This is a genomic window from Acidovorax sp. GW823-FHT02H02 (genome assembly GCF_058797075.1).
Map to the genome: position 1 here is coordinate 43,894 of NZ_JBXAJH010000013.1, position 18,421 is coordinate 62,314.

At 67.1% G+C, this 18,421-nt stretch carries 19 protein-coding genes and 1 pseudogene; 14 read left to right on the forward strand and 6 right to left on the reverse strand.

Going from position 1 to position 18,421, the window contains the following annotated elements; genetic code table 11:
- Positions 1–98: 98 nt before the first annotated feature.
- Positions 99–1,094, reverse strand: coding sequence for a LysR substrate-binding domain-containing protein (locus AC1RDS_RS14410; RefSeq protein ID WP_348682478.1), 996 nt, complete (start codon positions 1,092–1,094; stop codon positions 99–101).
- A gap of 120 nt (positions 1,095–1,214) precedes the next feature.
- Between AC1RDS_RS14410 and AC1RDS_RS14415 the strand changes: the two genes are divergently transcribed.
- Both AC1RDS_RS14415 and glmU read left to right on the forward strand, forming a co-directional pair.
- A complete protein-coding gene (locus AC1RDS_RS14415; RefSeq protein WP_348682472.1) occupies positions 1,215–1,730 on the forward strand; it encodes a DUF2917 domain-containing protein in 516 nt (171 codons plus the stop codon).
- Between the two features lie 145 nt (positions 1,731–1,875).
- Positions 1,876–3,306 carry a bifunctional UDP-N-acetylglucosamine diphosphorylase/glucosamine-1-phosphate N-acetyltransferase GlmU gene (gene glmU, locus AC1RDS_RS14420; RefSeq protein ID WP_348682473.1) on the forward strand — a complete coding sequence of 477 codons (1,431 nt, stop codon included), beginning with the start codon at positions 1,876–1,878 and terminating at the stop codon, positions 3,304–3,306.
- Positions 3,307–3,460: 154 nt separating this feature from the next.
- On the opposite strand, the gene AC1RDS_RS14425 is transcribed toward glmU, so the two are convergent.
- The 4 genes from AC1RDS_RS14425 to AC1RDS_RS14440 form a co-directional block, all read right to left on the reverse strand.
- On the reverse strand, positions 3,461–4,513 hold the full coding sequence (locus AC1RDS_RS14425; protein WP_348682474.1) for a sensor domain-containing diguanylate cyclase: 1,053 nt from the start codon (positions 4,511–4,513) through the stop codon (positions 3,461–3,463).
- A gap of 113 nt (positions 4,514–4,626) precedes the next feature.
- Positions 4,627–4,971 (reverse strand): chaperone modulator CbpM, encoded by a 345-nt coding sequence (locus AC1RDS_RS14430; RefSeq protein WP_026437691.1) that lies wholly within the window; start codon positions 4,969–4,971, stop codon positions 4,627–4,629.
- A gap of 2 nt (positions 4,972–4,973) precedes the next feature.
- Complete coding sequence (locus AC1RDS_RS14435; RefSeq protein ID WP_026437690.1) at positions 4,974–5,969, reverse strand: DnaJ C-terminal domain-containing protein; 996 nt, start codon at positions 5,967–5,969, stop codon at positions 4,974–4,976.
- Positions 5,970–6,115: 146 nt separating this feature from the next.
- Entirely contained in the window at positions 6,116–6,604 is a 489-nt protein-coding gene (locus tag AC1RDS_RS14440) for an Lrp/AsnC family transcriptional regulator (RefSeq protein WP_026437689.1), read from the reverse strand.
- Between the two features lie 137 nt (positions 6,605–6,741).
- Here AC1RDS_RS14440 and glmS point away from each other — a divergent pair, with 137 nt between their 5' ends.
- The 3 genes and pseudogenes from glmS to AC1RDS_RS14455 all read left to right on the forward strand — a co-directional run.
- Entirely contained in the window at positions 6,742–8,667 is a 1,926-nt protein-coding gene (gene glmS, locus AC1RDS_RS14445; protein WP_026437688.1) for a glutamine--fructose-6-phosphate transaminase (isomerizing), read from the forward strand.
- 79 nt (positions 8,668–8,746) lie between these two features.
- On the forward strand, positions 8,747–8,923 hold the full coding sequence (locus AC1RDS_RS14450; protein WP_492227114.1) for a transposase: 177 nt from the start codon (positions 8,747–8,749) through the stop codon (positions 8,921–8,923).
- Positions 8,913–9,302: pseudogene (locus tag AC1RDS_RS14455) on the forward strand (IS3 family transposase); the annotation flags it as partial. The gene AC1RDS_RS14450 and the pseudogene AC1RDS_RS14455, both read left to right, overlap by 11 nt.
- 110 nt (positions 9,303–9,412) lie before the next feature.
- Here AC1RDS_RS14455 and AC1RDS_RS14460 read toward each other — a convergent pair.
- The gene (locus AC1RDS_RS14460; RefSeq protein WP_051249085.1) at positions 9,413–10,417 is read right to left on the reverse strand and encodes a YeiH family protein; all 1,005 of its coding nucleotides are present in this window, start codon (positions 10,415–10,417) and stop codon (positions 9,413–9,415) included.
- Positions 10,418–10,579: 162 nt separating this feature from the next.
- Between AC1RDS_RS14460 and AC1RDS_RS14465 the strand changes: the two genes are divergently transcribed.
- The 9 genes from AC1RDS_RS14465 (at position 10,580) to AC1RDS_RS14505 (ending at position 18,361) form a co-directional block, all read left to right on the forward strand.
- Positions 10,580–11,521, forward strand: a complete 942-nt coding sequence (locus AC1RDS_RS14465; protein ID WP_034713417.1) for a LysR family transcriptional regulator — start codon at positions 10,580–10,582, stop codon at positions 11,519–11,521.
- A 220-nt stretch (positions 11,522–11,741) separates the two neighbouring features.
- Positions 11,742–12,476: a succinate dehydrogenase/fumarate reductase iron-sulfur subunit gene (locus tag AC1RDS_RS14470; RefSeq protein WP_026437780.1), complete on the forward strand. Its 735-nt coding sequence runs from the start codon at positions 11,742–11,744 to the stop codon at positions 12,474–12,476.
- Between the two features lies 1 nt (position 12,477).
- Positions 12,478–12,813: a succinate dehydrogenase gene (locus AC1RDS_RS14475; protein ID WP_348682519.1), complete on the forward strand. Its 336-nt coding sequence runs from the start codon at positions 12,478–12,480 to the stop codon at positions 12,811–12,813.
- Positions 12,810–13,157 carry a succinate dehydrogenase, cytochrome b556 subunit gene (gene sdhC, locus AC1RDS_RS14480; protein ID WP_348682518.1) on the forward strand — a complete coding sequence of 116 codons (348 nt, stop codon included), beginning with the start codon at positions 12,810–12,812 and terminating at the stop codon, positions 13,155–13,157. The genes AC1RDS_RS14475 and sdhC overlap by 4 nt, the downstream gene beginning before the upstream one ends.
- Positions 13,158–14,909 (forward strand): L-aspartate oxidase, encoded by a 1,752-nt coding sequence (locus AC1RDS_RS14485; RefSeq protein ID WP_348682517.1) that lies wholly within the window; start codon positions 13,158–13,160, stop codon positions 14,907–14,909.
- 9 nt (positions 14,910–14,918) lie between these two features.
- Positions 14,919–15,857, forward strand: a complete 939-nt coding sequence (locus tag AC1RDS_RS14490) for a fumarate hydratase (RefSeq protein WP_348682516.1) — start codon at positions 14,919–14,921, stop codon at positions 15,855–15,857.
- Positions 15,851–16,540 carry a fumarate hydratase C-terminal domain-containing protein gene (locus tag AC1RDS_RS14495; protein WP_348682515.1) on the forward strand — a complete coding sequence of 230 codons (690 nt, stop codon included), beginning with the start codon at positions 15,851–15,853 and terminating at the stop codon, positions 16,538–16,540. The genes AC1RDS_RS14490 and AC1RDS_RS14495 overlap by 7 nt, the downstream gene beginning before the upstream one ends.
- Before the next feature lie 25 nt (positions 16,541–16,565).
- Entirely contained in the window at positions 16,566–17,399 is an 834-nt protein-coding gene (locus tag AC1RDS_RS14500; protein WP_348682514.1) for an amidohydrolase family protein, read from the forward strand.
- Between the two features lie 35 nt (positions 17,400–17,434).
- Positions 17,435–18,361, forward strand: a complete 927-nt coding sequence (locus tag AC1RDS_RS14505) for a LysR family transcriptional regulator (protein WP_348682513.1) — start codon at positions 17,435–17,437, stop codon at positions 18,359–18,361.
- Positions 18,362–18,421 lie beyond the last annotated feature (60 nt).

Here is an 18,421-nt window from a genome sequence, read left to right on the forward strand (position 1 = left end):
TTGTGGGTGAAAATGGCTGTAGGCGCTGGTTCAATAAGCGCTGAAAGCTCTCAATTTGGAAGTGCAGAGTCCGCCGGGGCTCGGCACTTTTTGGGTGGTCAGTCCAGGTTGTCGTTCAGGTCCGGGTCGGGCACATCCCCAATCGCCGCGCGCGTGGCCTCGGCTTGCACCTGCAGCCAGGCGCAAAAGGCCTTGATTTCCGGCCGCTGGCTGCTGCGCGGCCCCACCATCAGCCAGTAAGCCAGGGGCGAATCGATGCGGTGGCCGGGCAGCACCTCCACCAGGTCGCCGGCGGCCAGCGCGTCGGCAATCAGCGGCATGCGCGCCAGCGCCAGGCCCTGGCCGGCCAGGGCGGCCTGCACGATCTGGTGGGCGTAGTTGAAGTACAGCCAGCGTTCGGGCTGCAGCTTGGCCAGGTCGCGGGCATCGAACCAGCGGCGCCAGCTGAGCCATTCCAGGTGCTGGCTGCGGTGCGCGTCGCTCGCCTCGATCAAGGTGAACCGGGCCACATCGGCCGGGGTGCGCAGGGGCTGGCCGCTTTTGAGCAGCCAGGGGCTGGCCACCACCGCCAGCTGCTCGCCAAACAGGCGCTGCCCGCCCTGGGTGCCCGCACCCGGCAGGCTGCAGCGCAGGGCCAGGTCCACGTCTGAGGTTTCCAGGTCCACCGCCACGTCGCTGGCATCAATGCGGATGTCGATGCCGGGGTTGTCGCGCTGAAATTCTTCCATGCGCGGGATCAGCCACATCGACGCAAAGCTCGCCCAGGTGGTGATGGCCACGCTGCGCCGGCCCGCCGTCTGGCGCACCAGGCGCACGGCGGTGTCCATGCGCTCCAGCGCGGGTGCCACCGCGCGCTGCAGCTGGGCGCCCGCGCTGGTCAGCTCCACGGCCCGCGTGTGGCGCAGGAACAGCGCAACACCCACTTCGTCTTCGAGCGCCTGGATCTGGCGACTCACGGCCGACTGGGTGAGCGCCAGCTCATCGGCGGCGGCGCGAAAGTTCAGGTGCCGTGCCACGGCCAGAAAGGCGCGCCAGTGGCCCGTGGCCACGGGGCGGGTGCGCAGCACGGCGGGGGCGTATTCGGCGGAAACCATGCTCAGATGATTCATGCGTGGATGGAATGAATAGCGTAGCGCGTTTTCATTGGACTGTGGGGCATGGGCGGCGCACCATTCCTTCTGCGCAACCCTTCTTCATGAGTCAAGGAGCCTGTCATGTTCACTCCCCATGTTCTGCCATTGCAACCCTCCGTGCTGGCCGCCGGCCAGGCCCTGTCGCTGCGCCCGCGTTGCGCTGGGGTGCTGGAGGTGGTCCAGGGCCGGGTCTGGCTCACCCTGCGCGGGTCTTGGAGCGATCGGCCGGGCGCCGTGGCCGACCATGTGCTCCAGGCGGGCGAGCACCTGTGCATCGCAGCCGGTCAGCATGCCGTGGTGGAGACCTGGGGGCCGTGCGCCAGCGCCGATGCTGCGGCATTGTGCTGGAGCGGTGTGACGGCGGCCCCGGCCACACTGGCCCCTGCTGCGGGCGCCGCCTCCTGCGACTGGGAGGGTGGCGTGGTGCAGCCGCTGCGGGATCTGCGGCACGCGCTGGGCCAGGGCGGGCGGGCCCTGGGCACGGCCATGGCGGACGTGGCCGGCGCGGGCGGGCGGTGTGTCGCCGGCCTGGCCCGGTTTGCCCTGCACCGGACCGTGCCCCGGCGCCAGCGCGGCCCTTGCGCTGCCCTGCCTTGATGCGGTGCAATGAATGCAGGCGTTTCAGGGGTCAGTGCTGATAGCCATTGTTTCAATCGCTTTTTGGTGCAGGGCATGCGGCAACCGATAATCCACGCCATGCCCGCGCGGCGTGCTGTTGCCGCGCGCACAACCCCGTTTCTTTATGACCCCACTCGACATTCTCATCATGGCGGCCGGCAAGGGCACGCGCATGAAAAGCCGCATCCCCAAAGTGCTGCAGCGCCTGGCCGGGCGCCCGCTGCTGCACCATGTGCTGGACCAGGCCGCGCACCTGGGCGCGCGCAGCGCCATCGTCATCACGGGCCACGGTGCTGCAGAAGTAGAAGCTGCGACCGCAGGCGCAGCAAGCACTGATGGCACTTTTGATCTGAAATTTGTACGCCAGGAGCCCCAGCTGGGCACGGGCCACGCGGTGCAGCAGGCCGTGCCGCACCTGCGCGACGATGGCACCGTGGTGGTGCTATCGGGCGATGTGCCGCTGACCCAGGCCGACACGCTGCGCGCGCTGGTGGCTGCCTCGGTCGGCGACCGGCTGGCGCTGCTCACCGTGGCCCTGCCCGACCCCACGGGCTATGGCCGCATCGTGCGCGATGCGCAAGGCGCCGTGCAGGGCATCGTCGAACACAAGGACGCCACCGACGCCCAGCGCGCCATCACCGAGGTCTACAGCGGCATCATGGCCGTGCCCGCGCGGCTGCTGCGCGGCTGGCTGGCGCGGCTGACCAACGACAACGCCCAGGGCGAGTACTACCTCACCGACATCGTTGCCATGGCCGTGCAGGATGCCGTGCCCGTGGTGGCCCACCGCATCACCGACGCGCTGCAGGTGGCGGGGGTGAACAGCCCGCTGCAACTGGCCGAGCTGGAGCGCGCCCACCAGCTGCGCACCGCGCGCAGCCTGATGGAGCAGGGCGTGCGCCTGGCCGATCCGGCGCGCCTGGATCTGCGCGACGACGCGCGCACCGGCGTGCGCGGCGCGCTGGTGTGCGGCCAGGACGTGGAGATCGACGTGAACTGCGTCTTCACCGGCCGCGTGGAGCTGGGTGAGGGCGTGCACATCGGCGCGAACTGCTGCATTGCCAACGCGCGCATCGCGGCCGGTGCGGTGATCCACCCCTTCACCCACATCGACGGCGAAAAGCTGGGCGCCACCGTGGGGGCGGGCGCGCTGATCGGCCCCTTTGCCCGCCTGCGCCCCGGCGCGCAGCTGGGCCGCGAGGTGCACATCGGCAACTTCGTGGAAGTGAAGAACTCGACCCTGGCCGACGGCGCCAAGGCCAACCACCTGGCGTATCTGGGGGATGCCACGGTGGGCGAACGCGTGAATTACGGTGCGGGCAGCATCACCGCCAACTACGACGGTGCGAACAAGCACCGCACGGTGATCGAGGCCGATGTGCACATCGGCAGCAACTGCGTGCTGGTGGCGCCCGTCACCATCGGTGCAGGCGGCACGGTGGGCGGTGGCAGCACCATCACCAAGGATGTGCCGCCCGGCGCGCTGGGCGTGGCGCGCGGCAAGCAGGTCAGCAAAGAGAACTGGCACCGCCCGGCCAAGCAGCCCAAGGCATGACAGTGGCCGGCAGCCTCCTGAGGCAACGCTGAACAAATCCCTCGCGTGCCGCGTAGCCAATGCGCGCAATGGCTGGGGCTATTGCTGCGCTCCGCGCCTTGCATTCCATCCCCAACCAGGGCGCGCGCCATCGCGGTGGCTTGTTCCGCGTTGCCTAGACCACCGGCGCCAGAGCCGGCATGGCGCCGGCCGAGACCCGGTTGCGCCCCGCGGCCTTGGCCTGGTAGAGCTCGGAGTCGGCGGCATGGGTCCAGGCGCGCAGGCTGCTGTGGCGGTGGTCGGCCGGGGCCACGCCCAGGCTGCTGGTGAGCTGCAGCTGGGGCAGGTCGTGCAGCTGCAGGGCCTGCACCTGTTCGCGGATGCGCTGGGCCACCACCATGGCGTTGTCCAGGTGCATGCCGCGCAGCACGATGGCGAATTCATCGCCGCCGTAGCGGCCTGCGCAGTCGGTGGCGCGCACGTTGCCGAGGATGATGCGCGCCAGCGCACGCAGCACTTCGTCGCCCACGGTGTGGCCGTGCTGGTCGTTGATCTGCTTGAAGTGGTCGATGTCCAGCATCACCAGGCAGGCGGGTTCGTCGGTGGCATGGTGGCGGCGCAGCGTGGCCTCGGCCTGCTCTTGCCAGTGGCCGCGGCCATACAGGCCCGTGAGGGCGTCGATGCGCCGCAATTCGTCGAGCAACTGGTTCTGCCGTGACACCTCGCGGATCAGGCGGTAGCTCACCACGCTGACCGACAGGGTGTGCAGGACGAGCACGGGCAGGCACGCAATGAGCACCGGCATGGATGTATGCGGTGCCCAGTGAAAACCGGCGAAAGCCGTGCTGATCACCGCCGCGCCGGCCATGCCAGGGAGCGAGCGGACCCACAGGCCGCGGATGCCGGTGGTGATCTTGTCCACCATGGTCAGCGTGATGATCAATACGCTGGGCAGCAGGTTGAAGTGCATCAGTGGTATCAGGGCCACGATCAGCGCCGAATCCACCAGCAGATTGCGTATTTCTGCGCGGTAGGGGTTGGAGTTGCGGTGGCTCAGCTGGTAGGCCACATGGGGCCAGACGAAGGAAATGAGCGCCATGCACAGCCAGGCCGGCAGGCTGGCGTTGCGCTCCCACAGCACCACGCCCGCCACCACGCCGCCGAGCCCCATGCCCAGCAATCGCAGGGGATAGACCCGGCGAGGGAGTTGGCGTTGGGGGGTGGGCATGGTGGGTGCGTCAGGGGCCGCCGCCCGGGCAGGGCGTGCGCTGGGTGTGGAGTTGTTACAGAAGCCTACAGGGAGCGCCCCGCCAGCGCCAGAAAAAAATGGCACCGGATGCGTCATCCCCGCGCAAGGCCGTTTCTCGTGGCGGCTTCCAGGTGCTGCAGGCGCTGGCGCAGCCGCGCCACTTCCTCGATCAGATCGGCCGTGAGGGCGGCGAGATGGGGGTCTGCGTCGAAGGTGGTTTCCAGCTGGGCCAGTCGACGCGCGCGCACCACGGTGGCGCTGGCGAAGCGCCAGTGGCCGCCCGGGCCGTCGGTCTGCAGCAGGCCGGCTTCCAGCCGTTCGCTGACCCAGCCCGGTGCCATGTGGCAGATGCGGGCCAGGTCCTCCAGGGTGAGTTCGGCTGCTTCATCCAGCAGTTCGCCCGGCTGGATGGTGGGGGTGTCGTGGGCAGAGGGCATGGTCAGGCTCCGGGAGTGGCGCGCGGGTTGAAGCGGGGAAAGGCCGCGCCCAGCGCGGCATAGGCGGCGCGCTCAGCGTCGCTGTGGGCTGGTGGCAGGGCGACGCTCAGTTCCAGATACAGGTCTCCGGGCGTGGCGGCCGGAATGCCCCGGTCTTTCAGGCGCAGCTTGCGCCCGGATTTCCAGTGCGCGGGCACGGTCACCTCCAGGGCTCCCGCAGGGGTCTGCACCGCGATGACGGCGCCCAGCTCGGCCTCCCAGGGCGCCACGGCCACGGGCTGGTACACATCCCGGTCGATGGCGCGCCAGCGCGCGTCGGGCTTGAAATGCACCTCCAGGAACAGATCGCCCGCGGGCGCGCCACCCGTGCCCGGGCTGCCCTGGCCGGTCAGGCGGATGAGCTGCCCTTCGCGCACGCCCTTGGGGATCTTGACCTGCAGGCTGCGTTCCTCGTGCACCATGCGGCCTGCTGCATCGAGGCGGGCGCCGCGCAGCGCCAGGCTGCGCTCGGCGCCCTGGTAGGCGTCCAGCAGGTCGAGCTCGATCTTGGCGTGGTGGTCGTTGCCGCGCGAGGGTGGGGCTGCGCCATCCCATGCGGCATCGCGGGGCGGCTGGCGGTGTGCGCCGTGGGCCCGCCGGGTGCGTGCCTGGCGGCCGAACAGCTGCTCGAAAAAGTCGCTGAATTCGCCGTCGGGCCCGCCGGCCGCACCTGCCCCGTCGGAAAACTCGAAGCCCGCGTCCCAGTTGGGCGGGGGGCGAAAATCCTGCCCCGGGCGGTGCGGCGCCTGCCGGCCCAGGGCGTCGTAGGCTTCGCGCTTTTCGGGGTCGGAGAGCACGGCGTTGGCTTCGTTGATCTCGGCCATGCGGGCCATGGCATCGGCCTCCTTGCTCACGTCGGGGTGGTACTTGCGCGCCAGCTTGCGGTAGGCCTTCTTGATGTCCTCGGCGGTGGCGGTCTTGCCGACGCCCAGCACCTGGTAGTAGTCCTTGAATTCCATGCGGCGTTTCCTTCGCGGTGGGGCTGCAAGGGGCAGCAGCGGGGGCTGCTACTGTAGGCCGCAGTCCGGCACCATGGCAATGCCGGGGCGCTTGCGGCCGGCGCCATGCCGGCGGAATGCCGCAAAAAGATGGCTGCAGGCGCTTGTCAGGGAAGCGCTATCGGTATTTTTGTCTCGAATTTTGCCCGGCGGGTGGCAAAGAAGGCTTTGACGTTGCGCACATTGGCGTCGCCCGTGAACAGGCGTTGCGACAGTGCCAGGTACGCCGGCATGTCGCGCGTGTGCACCACCAGCATGAAATCCGGCCCCGGCGACACGCGCCAGCACTGCTGCACGCCGTCGTCCGCCACGGCGCGGGCTTCGAACGCGTCCAGCCATTCGGCGCCCTGGCGGTCCAGCGTGACCTCCACGATGGCCGACAGCCCGTGGCCCTGCAGGGCCGCCAGCCGGTCGGGCTGCAGGATGGCCACCTGGCGCTCGATCAGTCCGGCATCGTGCAGGCGCTTGACGCGCCGCAGGCAGGTGGGCGGCGACACGTGCACCTGCTGCGCCAGGGACTGGTTGCTCTGCGCGGCATCGGTTTGCAGCAGGTGGAGCAACTGCAGGTCGGTGGCATCTATTGCTATTTGTTCCATAAATTGATTTTTTGTGGAATTAAATTCCGTTTCTATTGAATGGTGAAATTAAATTTCAAATTTCAAGAAATATCAATCCAATATTTTTCTTTGACCTGCCTACCATCGCAGCATCTTTTCAACCCAAGGCAACCACCATGTGCGGCATCGTCGGCGCGGTCTCCACGCGCAACATCGTTCCCATCCTCGTGCAGGGCCTGCAACGGCTCGAATACCGGGGTTATGACTCCTGCGGCGTGGCGGTGCACGCCTCCAGCCTGGAGGCCGCGCGCCAGGGCTCGGTCCCCGGCGGCCTGCAGCGCGCCCGCAGCACGGCGCGCGTGGCCGAACTGCTGGAGCAGGTGGCCACTGAGCACATCGCCGGCGCCACCGGCATTGCCCACACCCGCTGGGCCACGCATGGCGCGCCCGCCGTGCACAACGCGCACCCCCATTTCAGCCACGGCACCGGCGCCGACGCCAGCACCACCAGCGCGGGCCGCGTGGCGCTGGTGCACAACGGCATCATCGAAAACCACGAAGAGCTGCGCGCCGCCCTGCAGGCCCGCGGCTATGTGTTCGCGAGCCAGACCGACACCGAAGTCATTGCCCACCTGGTGGATAGCCATTACAGCGGCGACCTGTTCGACGCGGTCAAGGCCACCATCGCCGAATTGCATGGCGCCTACGCCATTGCCGTGGTGCACAAGGACGAACCCCACCGTGTGGTGGGTGCGCGTGCCGGCTCGCCGCTGATCCTGGGCGTGGGCCAGGAGGGCTCGGAACATTTCCTGGCCAGCGACGCCATGGCCCTGGCCGGTGTGACGGACCAGATCGTGTACCTCGAAGAAGGCGACCTGGTGGACCTGCAGCTGGGCCGCTACTGGATCGTGGGCAAGGATGGCGCGGCCCTCACACCCGCGCAACGCCCCGTGCGCACCGTGCAGGCGCACAGCGGCGCGGCCGAGCTGGGCCCCTACCGCCACTACATGCAAAAGGAAATCTTCGAGCAGCCGCGCGCCATTGCCGACACGCTCGAAGGTGTGGCGGGCATCGTGCCCGAGCTGTTCGACGGCGCCGGCGTGCATGGCGAGCCGGGGGCCGCCGCCTGGCGCGTGTTCAAGGAGATCGACAGCGTGCTCATCCTGGCCTGCGGCACCAGCTACTACAGCGGCTGCGTGGCCAAATACTGGCTGGAAGACATCGCCGGCATCCCCACCCAGGTGGAAGTGGCCAGCGAATACCGCTATCGCACCAGCGTGCCCAACCCGCGCACCCTGGTCGTCACCATCAGCCAGAGCGGAGAAACGGCCGACACCCTGGCGGCCCTGCGCCATGCGCAGTCTTTGGGCATGCAGCACACGCTCACCATCTGCAACGTGGTCACCAGTGCCATGGTGCGCGAATGCAAGCTGGCCTACGTCACCCGCGCGGGGGTCGAGATTGGCGTGGCCAGCACCAAGGCCTTCACCACGCAGCTTGCCGGCCTGTTCCTGCTGACGCTGGCGCTGGCGCAAGCCAAGGGCCGCCTGACGGACGAGCAGGAAGCCGCCCACCTCAAGGCCATGCGCCACCTGCCCGTGGCCCTGCAGGCCGTGCTGGCACTGGAGCCGCAGCTCATCAGCTGGGCCGAAGACTTTGCCCGCATGGAGAACGCACTCTTTTTGGGCCGGGGTCTGCACTACCCCATCGCGCTCGAAGGCGCGCTGAAGCTCAAGGAGATCAGCTACATCCACGCCGAGGCCTATCCGGCCGGCGAGCTCAAGCACGGCCCCCTGGCCCTGGTCACCAGCGCCATGCCGGTGGTGACCGTGGCGCCCAACGACGCGTTGCTGGAAAAACTCAAGAGCAACATGCAAGAAGTGCGCGCACGCGCCGGCGTGCTGTATGTGCTGGCCGATGCCGACACCCACATCGAAAGCAGCGAAGGCGTCCACGTCATCCGCATGCCCGAACACTACGGCCACCTCAGCCCGCTGCTGCATGTGGTGCCGCTGCAGCTGCTGGCCTACCACACCGCCTGCGCGCGAGGGACGGATGTGGACAAGCCCAGAAACCTTGCCAAGAGTGTCACGGTCGAATGATCGTGACGCTCTTGGGTGAATAGCCCCGGCTGCACTAGACACCTTTGAGCCTCAAACCTGAGGCCCAATAGGAGGTGCCATGACGAAGCAGCCATATCCCGAAGAATTCAAGATCGAAGCGGTCAAGCAGATCACCGAGCGAGGCCACCGGGTGGCCGATGTATCCGCCCGGATCGGAGTGAGCCAGCACAGCCTGTACAAGTGGATCAAAGCCTATGCGATACCTGCACTTGAGCGACAGGCGCAGCCGCATTAACACGAGCCTGGTCCTCGATGCACTGCTGATGGCACTGTGGCGCCGACAGCCGCATGCGCCGGTCATGGTTCATTCCGATCAGGGCTGCCAGTTCACCAGCCACGAGTGGCAAACCTTCCTGCGCGAGCACAACCTGGTCAGCAGCATGAGCCGGCGTGGCAACTGCCACGACAACGCTGTGGCCGAGAGCTTCTTCCAGTTGCTCAAGCGCGAACGCATCCGCCGGCGGATCTATACAACCCGTGACGATGCGCGATCAGACGTCTTCAACTACATCGAAATGTTCTACAACTCCCAGCGCCATCATTCGTCGGCGGCAGGACTATCACCTGTAGAGTTCGAGCAGCGACATTCCCAACGGCTCAAAGTGTCTAGATAAGTCGGGGCTATTCAGCGTGGGGTAGGGCATTGCCGTGGTGCTGGAGCGGGTGTGAACGAACAAAAGGAATGGACGCCGCAGCGCCCATCCATTGGGGCGCGCCTTCGCGCTCAAAGCCAGAGCAGGGTGGCCAGCACCAGCAGGGCGAGGAAGACCGTTTCGCCCACCAGCATGGCCACCGGGCGCCAGCCCACCAGAGCCAGGTCTTGTAGGCGAGTGCGCATGGCCGCGCCCGCGATGGCGGCCACCAGCAGGGCGCGCGAGCCGTCGGTGGCGGCCTGGGTGAGGGTTGAGGTGGTGAGGCCCAGCGAGCCCAGGGCCACCAAGGCGATGAAGCCCACCAGAAAGCCCGGCACGATGGGGGGGCGGCCCGAACCGGCGGCCCTGGCGCCACGGCTGGCGATGATGGAGATCACCACCACCACCGGGGCCAGCATGGCTACGCGGAACAGCTTGACGATGGTGGCCGAGTCGCGTGCTTCAGGTCCGAGCATAGTGCCGGCGGCCACCACCTGGGCCACGTCATGAATGGTGGCGCCAAGGAAGATGCCGGCGGGCACGCCGGTGACGTCGAGCAGGCTCAGCACTAGCGGGTACAAGACCATGGCGATGGTGGACAGCAGCGTCACACCCATCACGGTGAGCAGCGTGTGGCGCTCGTTCTCGTGCGTCTGGGGCAAGGCGGCGGAGATGGCCAGTGCTGCTGAGGCACCGCAGATCGCCACCGACACACCCGAGATCCAGCCCTCGTCGTTGGGACGGCGCAGCAGACGGGCGAGCAACAGACCGCAGGCAATGGTGCTCACCACGCCCAGCGCTACGACCATGCCGGTCTGCCAGCCCAGCTGCGCGATCTGGTCCACCGTGATGCGTGCGCCCAGCAGGGCAACGCCCACGCGCAGCAGCGTTTTCGAGGTGAACACGATGCCCGGCGTCAGGCTTTCGTGACTGGAGAGAAAGTTCAGCGCCATGCCCAGCAACAGGGCGTAGAGCAGTTGCGGGCCGCCGTAGTGTTCAGAGAGGAAACCGGCCGCAAGGCCCACCACACTGCAGAGGGCCAAGCCTGGCCAGATGGCCTGTGCCTGAACCCACATGGCGCGGGGCGCTGCTTGCATCGTGTCTCCTTGGTGCTTCGTTTGCCGGTCATGATAGGTAGATTGCGTGAATATAAAAATCGAACAATTTAAATTTGCATGATTCAAAAATACGATCAACTGGGCTGTGGCTGGCCTAGCGGGCAAGACCTGTTGCCGCCAACCCCCACTCGGAGACCCTCCATGTCAGACACCAGGATTCATCGGCTTCGCCTGACGCTGCGCCAGCTGGAAACCTTCGTGGCCACCGCCACCTCGGGCTCTACCCGCGCCGCGGCGGACAAGGTGGCGCGCTCGCAGTCGGCCACCAGCGTGGCCCTGGCCGAGCTGGAGGCCAGCCTGGGCGTGGCGCTGTTCGACCGGGTGGCGCGCCGGCTGGTGCTCAACGAGAACGGGCGCTTGCTGCTGCCGCGCGCCGCGGCCTTGCTGGACAAGGCGCTGGAGATCGAGGCCTTGTTCGATGCGGCCGCGGTGGTGCCCTTGCGGGTGGCGGCCAGTTTCACCATCGGCGAGTACCTCATGCCCACCCTGATCGCCGGGTGGAAGGGGTTGCACCCGAGCGCGCAGGTGCAGCTTGACGTGGCCAATACCCGCGCGGTGCTGGAGTCGGTGGCTAGCATGCAGGCCGACCTGGGCTTCATCGAGGGCTCGCACACGCACCCCAGCCTGCGCGTGGAGCACTGGCTGGAGGACGAGCTGGTGGTGGTGTCGGCGCCTGGCGTGGCCTGGGGGGTGGGTGCGGTGTCCAACGAGCGCCTGGCGCGCGCCACCTGGATCATGCGCGAGGCCGGCTCGGGCACCCGCGAGGCGGCCGACCGTTTCCTCATTCCCGCACTGGGGCAGTTCTCGGTGGGGCTGGAGCTGGGCAGCAACGAAGCGGTGAAGCGGGCGGTGGCCTCGGGCCTGGGCTTGGGCTGCCTCTCGTGGCACGCGGTGCAGGACGCCGTGGCCTACGGCTGGCTGGCGCAGGTGCCCACGCGCCTGCCCAAGCTGCGCCGCACGCTGGCCATCGTCACCCACCGCGACAAGCCGGTGGGCAGCACCGCACAGGCCTTCCTAGCGCATTGCCAGGCCTGGGCCAAGGCCCAGTCGGGCGAGCCCGAGCGCTCGCGCGACGCGGGCTGATTCTTCCCCTTTACCCCAACTAGGAGCAGGGCCCGGCTAATGGCTGAGGGCCCGGCCTTTCGTGCGCCCGTTTGCCGCTGCTGTCTCGGTCAGAGTTCTGCCTTTAACTTTATAAAAACAAAACAAAAAAAATCTTGATAAAAATAAAATCGACATATAAACTGCGCTCCATACCCGAAACCGGCGCTGGTCGCAGCGGCCCGCCTCAACGAGGAGACACATGGAAACCAAGCCAGACACGCCCCAGCGCACGCTGACGGTGAAGATCTATCGCGGTGAAAGCGAGGGCGATTTCGTGACCTACTCGGTGCCCTGGCGCGAGAACCAGACGGTGCTCGACGTGGTGACCGAGGTGCAGCGATCGCTGGAGCCCACCCTGTCGTACCGCTTCGCCTGCCGCGTGGGCGTGTGCGGTTCGTGCGCGATGACGGTCAATGGCAAGCCACGCTGGACTTGCCGCACCCACGTCAGCCGCGTGGAGGAAGATGGCGTCATCGTCATCGAGCCGCTTCGCAACATGCCGCGCATCAAAGACCTGGTCGTGGACATGAGCGAGTTCTTCGACAAGTGGAAGAAGGCGGGCAATGAGTTCAAGGGCACGGCCACGCGCCACGACCCGCCGGCCAACGTGTCGCCGCAGAGCAAGAAGCGCAAGCTGGCCGATGCGGCCATCGAGTGCATTAACTGCGGCGTGTGCTACGCCGCGTGCGACGTGGTGGCTTGGGACAAGGAATACCTGGGGCCCGCCGCACTGAACCGCGCCTGGACCCTGTTCAATGATGAGCGCCACGCCGACCCCAAGGGCGTGCTGCGCCAGGCCACCTCGGGCAGCGGCTGCAATTCGTGCCACAGCCAGGGCAGTTGTATGACGCACTGCCCGGTGAGCCTGAGCCCCACCGGCAGCATTGCGGGCCTGAAGAAAAACGCGCTGCTGAGCTTCTTCAAGGGGGACTGACGTGGAGCAACGCTTGTTCGTTCTGCAGCGTCTCACGGCAATGCTCATGGCTCCCCTGGTGCTGGGCCACCTGGCGGTGATTCTGTACGCGGTGCGCGGCGGACTCACGGCCTCGGAGATCCTGGCCCGCACCCAAGGCAACGCCTGGTGGATCGGCTTCTACGGCCTGTTCGTGCTGTGCGTTGCGGTGCACGTGCCGATTGGCATGCGCAACATCCTGATCGAGTGGCTGCGCCTTGGGCGCGGCGCTGCCGGTGCCGTGGCGCTGGTGCTGGGCCTGCTGCTGCTTGGCTTGGGTCTGCGCGCAGTGGTGGCCGTGGGAGGGTTGGCCGCATGAACTCGCCCCGTCGCCACAGGGCCTACTGGGCCTTCATCGGACACCGCGTGTCCGGCCTGCTGCTGGGGCTGTTCCTGCCGGTGCACTTCTATGTGCTGGGCATGGCCCTGGAAGGCGCGCAGCGCCTCGATGGATTCCTGAAGTTTTCCGAGATGCCCGCTGTGAAGTTCGGCGAGTGGGGCTTGGTGCTGCTGTTGACGGTGCACCTGGGCTTTGGCCTGCGCCTGCTGGCCATGGAGCTCTTGCCCTGGAGCTCGACGCGCGATGCCCGGCTGTCGTGGATCGTGCCGAGTGTCCTGGTGTCTCTGGTCGTTGGCCTGGTCTTCCTGGCAGGAGTTGTTTGAATGCAAATTGAAAACCACAAAACCGACATCCTCATCCTGGGCACCGGGGGGGCCGGTCTGTTCGCGGCGCTGCACGCGAAGAAGGCCAACCCCGCGCTGAAGGTGACTGTGGCCGTGAAGGGCCTGCTGGGCAAGTGCGGATGCACGCGCATGGTACAGGGTGGCTACAACGTGGCCTTGTCGTCCGGCGATTCGGTGGAGCGCCACTTCATGGACACCATTGAAGGCGGCAAGTGGCTGCCCCGCCAAGACTTGGCCTGGCGGCTGGTGGAGGGCGCGATCGAGCGGGTGCGCGAACTGGAGAACGAGATCGGCTGCTTCTTTGACCGCAACCCGGATGGCACGCTGCACCAGAAAGCGTTTGCCGGCCAGAGCTTTGACCGCACGGTGCACAAGGCTGATCTCACCGGCATCGAGATCATCAATCGGCTTATGGAGCAGGTGCGCGCGCTGGACGTGGAAGAGTTGGAGGAGCACCGCGCCATCGAGCTGGTGCCCGCCGCCGACGGCTCGGGCATTGCGGGCGTGCTGTTCATCGACATGCGCAGCGGCGTCTACCGCTTCGTGCAGGCCAAGGCCGTGCTGCTGGGCACGGGCGGCGGCCCCACCATGTACCGCTACCACACGCCTTCGGGCGACAAGACCTGCGACGGCATCGCCATGGCTTTGCGCTACGGCCTGAAGGTGCGCGACATGGAGATGGTGCAGTTCCATCCCACCGGTCTGCTGGGGGGCGCCAACACGCGCATGACTGGCACCGTGCTGGAGGAGGGCCTGCGCGGCGCGGGTGGCTACCTCATCAACGGTGAGGGAGATCGCTTCATGACGAACTACGACGCCCGCGGCGAGCGCGCCACGCGCGACGTGGTGAGCCGTGGCATCTACGCCGAGATGCGCGCTGGGCGCACTGGCCCTATGGGTGGCATCTACATCCAGATGAGCCACCTCGGCCCCGAGAAGGTGGCAAAGTCCTTCCCGGGCATGGTCAACCGCTGCAGCGACTGCGGCTTCGACCTGGCCGGTGGCCGCGTGGAGGTGGTGCCCACAGCGCACTACCTGATGGGAGGGGTGGAGTTCAACATCGACGGCTCCACCGCCTCGCCGGGCCTGTACGCCGCCGGTGAAGACTGCGGCGGCGTGCACGGCGCCAACCGCCTGGGCGGCAACGGCGTGGCCAACAGCACGGTGTTCGGGGGCATTGCCGGTGACTCGATGGCGGACTTCGTGGCCAGGGAAGGGCGCTGGCGCGACCCCGACGCCCGTGTCATCCAGCAAGGCGTGGCCAGGGCCGAGTACCCCTTCTCGCGCCCGGCCGGTGCCATTCACGACCTGCGCGAGGCGTTGTCGCAAACCATGTGGGACGACGTGGGCGTGCTGCGCAACCGCGCCGCGATGGAGCGCGGCCTGGCTACCGTGGGCACGTATCGCAGCGCGCTGCGCGACATGGGCGTGCCCGATGGCGACCGCCGCTTCAACCTCACCTGGCACGACTGGCTCAACGTCGAGAGCCTGGTGGATATCTCGCGCGTCATCACCGTCTCGGCCCTGGCCCGCGATAACAGCCGCGGTGCGCACTACCGCGAAGACTTCCCCGAGGCGGGTGACCTGCATACCAGTTGCTACACCCGCGTGAGCGCCGATGGCGAAGACCTCTCGCTGGAGATGGTGCCGGTGTCGTTTGACATCGTGCGCCCCGGCGAATCCCTGATCTCGGGCGAGGCGGGCAGCCCGCCAGTCCAGGTCGCGAACTGAGAAAGCCCCATGAAGCAGATACCCATTCAGAAAGTGCAGGAAGCGGCGCTGGAGATCATGAAGCGCGCGGCCATCGACATTCCCGAGGACTACAAGCAAGGCATCAAGGTCTCGGAGAAGGCCGAGACCGGCAAGCTCGCGCGCTTCGTGATCCACGCCATGCAGGACAACTGGGACGCCGCCAGTCAGGACCGTCGCCCCATGTGCGCCGACACCGGCGTGCCGCGCTACTACGTGAAGGTGGGCAACCACGCCATGGTCGAGTCGGGCTTCATCGCAGTGGAGCACGCGCTGCGCAAGGCCACGGCCGATGCCACCACCGCCATCCCGTTGCGCCCGAACCGCGTGCACCCGCTGTGGCGCACCGATCACAACAACAACGTGGGCATCAACGCGCCCGAGATTGAGTGGTCCTTTGAGCCCGAGGCCGACTGGATCGACATCACCACCGTGCACAAGGGCGGCCTCTTCGGCACCGACTACCGCATGCTGTTCCCGGGTGATGGCATCGACGGCATCAAGCGCTTCGTGCTGGACACGCTAATCGCCTTCGGCAAGCGCGGCCTGGCCTGCCAGCCCGCCATCGTGGGCATCGGCCTGGGCGGCTCGAAAGACACCTGCATGCAGCTGGGCAAGCAGGCTGCCTGCCTGCGCACCGTGGGCGACCGCAACCCCGACCCCAAGATCGCCGAGCTGGAGCTGGAACTGAAGAGGCTGGGCAACTCGATCGGCATGGGCGCCATGGGTTTCGTGGGCTCGCAGATGGTGGTGGATTGCCACATCGAGGTGGGCTACACGCACACCGGCGGCATGCCCATCAGCCTTCACACCTTCTGTCTGTCCTCGCGGCGCGCCACCGCCCGCATTCACCCGGACGGATCGATCGAGTACCGCACGGACCCGCAGTGGTTCACCCCTTACATGCGCCGGGAGACAGTGCAATGGTAGACCGCACCAACGACGACGAGATGAAGGTGTTTCACCTTCAGTTGCCTGCTCAGCCAGAGGACATTGCCAAGCTCGAACTGGGTGCGGCGGTGTATCTCACCGGGGTGGTCTACACCGCCCGCGAGGGGGTCTACAAGAAGGTACTCGACCAGGGCCTGCCCATGCCGGTGGAGAACCTGGCCGAGATCAGCAACGTGAACTTCCATTGCTCACCGGCTGCAGCCGAAGATGGCAAGGGCAGCTTCAACGTGGGGGCGGTCACCGCCACGGCCAGCTTCCGCTTCTCTAAGTGGTTGGGTCCCTGGATCGACCGCAGCGGCGCGCGAATCATCATCGGCAAAGGTGGCATGCCCGCCGATGACTACAAGACCGTGCTCGCCCCGCGCGGCGCGGTGTACCTCACCACGGTGGGCTACGGCACCGGCGCTTTGCTCGGGCGCGGAATCAAGGGCGTGCGCGCGGCGCACTGGATTGACGAGCTGGGCATTGCCCAGGCGATGTGGATGTTTGAGGTGGAGAACTTCGGCCCCTTCATCGTGGAGAGCGACGTGCAGGGCAACTCGCTGTTCGCTCTACACGGCGAAGAGATCAACGCCGGCATCGAGAAGCTCTACGCCGGCCTCAAGCCGCCGGCCTTGCACCGCTACGGCGAAACCGACAACCGCAAGAACGAAGTGATGTGAGGCCTCTGCGCCCGAAGGACCCGCCATGATTGTGGATTTTCGTCTTCGACCGCCAGTGGGCGGCTTTCTGGACACCCTGATGTACTCGGCCGGCGAACGGCGCGACGGCTTCACCCGCACCGTGGGCTTCGAGCCCTCGCCCGCGGCGCAGCAGCAGTCGATGGACCTGCTGCTGCAAGAGATGGACGCCGCCGGCGTGCATAAGGGCGTGGTGGTGGGCCGCCTGGCCGGCACCCTGGGCAGCGTGCCCAATGCCGACGTGCAGCGCATCGTGGCCGAGCACCCGGGCCGCTTCATCGGTGCGGCCTCCATCGACCCCACCTCGCGCAAAGGCGCTTGCGCCACCATCGACCAGGCGCTGCGCGACGGCTTCAAGCTCATCAATATTGAGCCGGGCTCCTACCCCGTGCCCATGTACGCCGACGACCGCCGCCTTTACCCCATCTATGCGCACTGCGAAGACGTGGGTGTGCCGGTGATCATGATGGTGGGGGGCACCGCCGGCCCCGACCTGAGCTACTCCGACCCCATCCGCACCGACCGCGTGCTGGCCGACTTCCCCCAGCTCAAGGTGGTGGTGGCGCACGGCGGCTGGCCCTGGGTGAACGAGATCCTGCACATCGCCTTCCGCCGCCCCAACCTCTACCTCTCGCCCGACATGTACTTCTCGCGCATGCCCGGCTGGGAGGAATACGTGAAGGCGGCCGACAGCTTCCTGGCCGACCGCATGCTCTACGCCAGTTCCTTCCCGTTCTGTCCGGTCAAGGACTACAAGACCTGGTTCGAGCGCTTGCCCATCAAGTCCGAGAACCTGGCCAAGGTGATGGGTGGCAACGCCTGCCGCTTGTTGGGGCTCTAATACGCGGCATTTCATCCACCCACGAGCCCCAAATCATGGATGTCAAAACGCTCTATACCCTCATCGCCATTGCAGACCGCGGCAGCTTTGCCGAGGCCGGCAATGCCATCGGTCTGTCGCTGTCTGCCGTCAGCCTGCAGATGCGCTCGCTGGAGGAAGAGCTGGGCATCCAGATCTTTGACCGTAGCCGCCGCCCGCCCGTGCTCACCGACAGTGGCCTGGTGCTGGTGGCCCGGGCGCGCGAGCTGATCGCCCACTGGGAGAGCATGAGTGCCGCGCTCAAGCGCGACGCCTCTGTGGGCCTGCTCAAGCTGGGCGCGGTGCACACCAGCGTGGCCGGCGTGTTGCCCCTGGCGCTCAAGCGCCTGCACCAGCAAGGGCAGGGCATTGACATCCACCTCACCACCGGGCTCACCCACGATCTGGAGAAGGCCGTTTACCACCGCCAGATCGACGTGGCCGTGGTCACCGAACCCGAAACGCCGCGCAGCGAGCTGGAGTTCTTTCCCTTTGCCGACGAGCCCTGCGTAGTGATCACCCACCGCGACACCGAAGGCGACACCGATCAGCAGGTGCTGGAGTCCACGCCTTATGTGCGCTTCAACCGCGCCGCTCGCGTGGGCAACCTAGTGCAGCAGGAAATCTTGCGCCGACAGATCGCGGTGCGCTCGGTGATGGAGATTGACACCCTGGAGGGCGTGATCGCCATGGTGGCCAACGGCCTGGGCAGCTCGGTGGTGCCCTCGCGCGGGGTGCGCCACGAGTTCCCCTCGTCCATCCGGACCTTGCCCTTCGGTTCCCCGCCGCTGACCCGCCGCCTAGGTCTGCTGGTGCCGCGCGACAACCCGCGCCTGCATTTGTCGCAGCTCTTGCTGGAGGCCCTGCGGGAAGTCTCGGCGCGCGCTGCCCCTTCACTCAGCGTCGCGGCCCCGCGCGCGCGCCGCCGAGCCCCATCGTCATGAGCGCATGACGGCCCATCCCGGACCCTGGCACAAAGAGCGACAAACGCCGGCCAGGGCTGG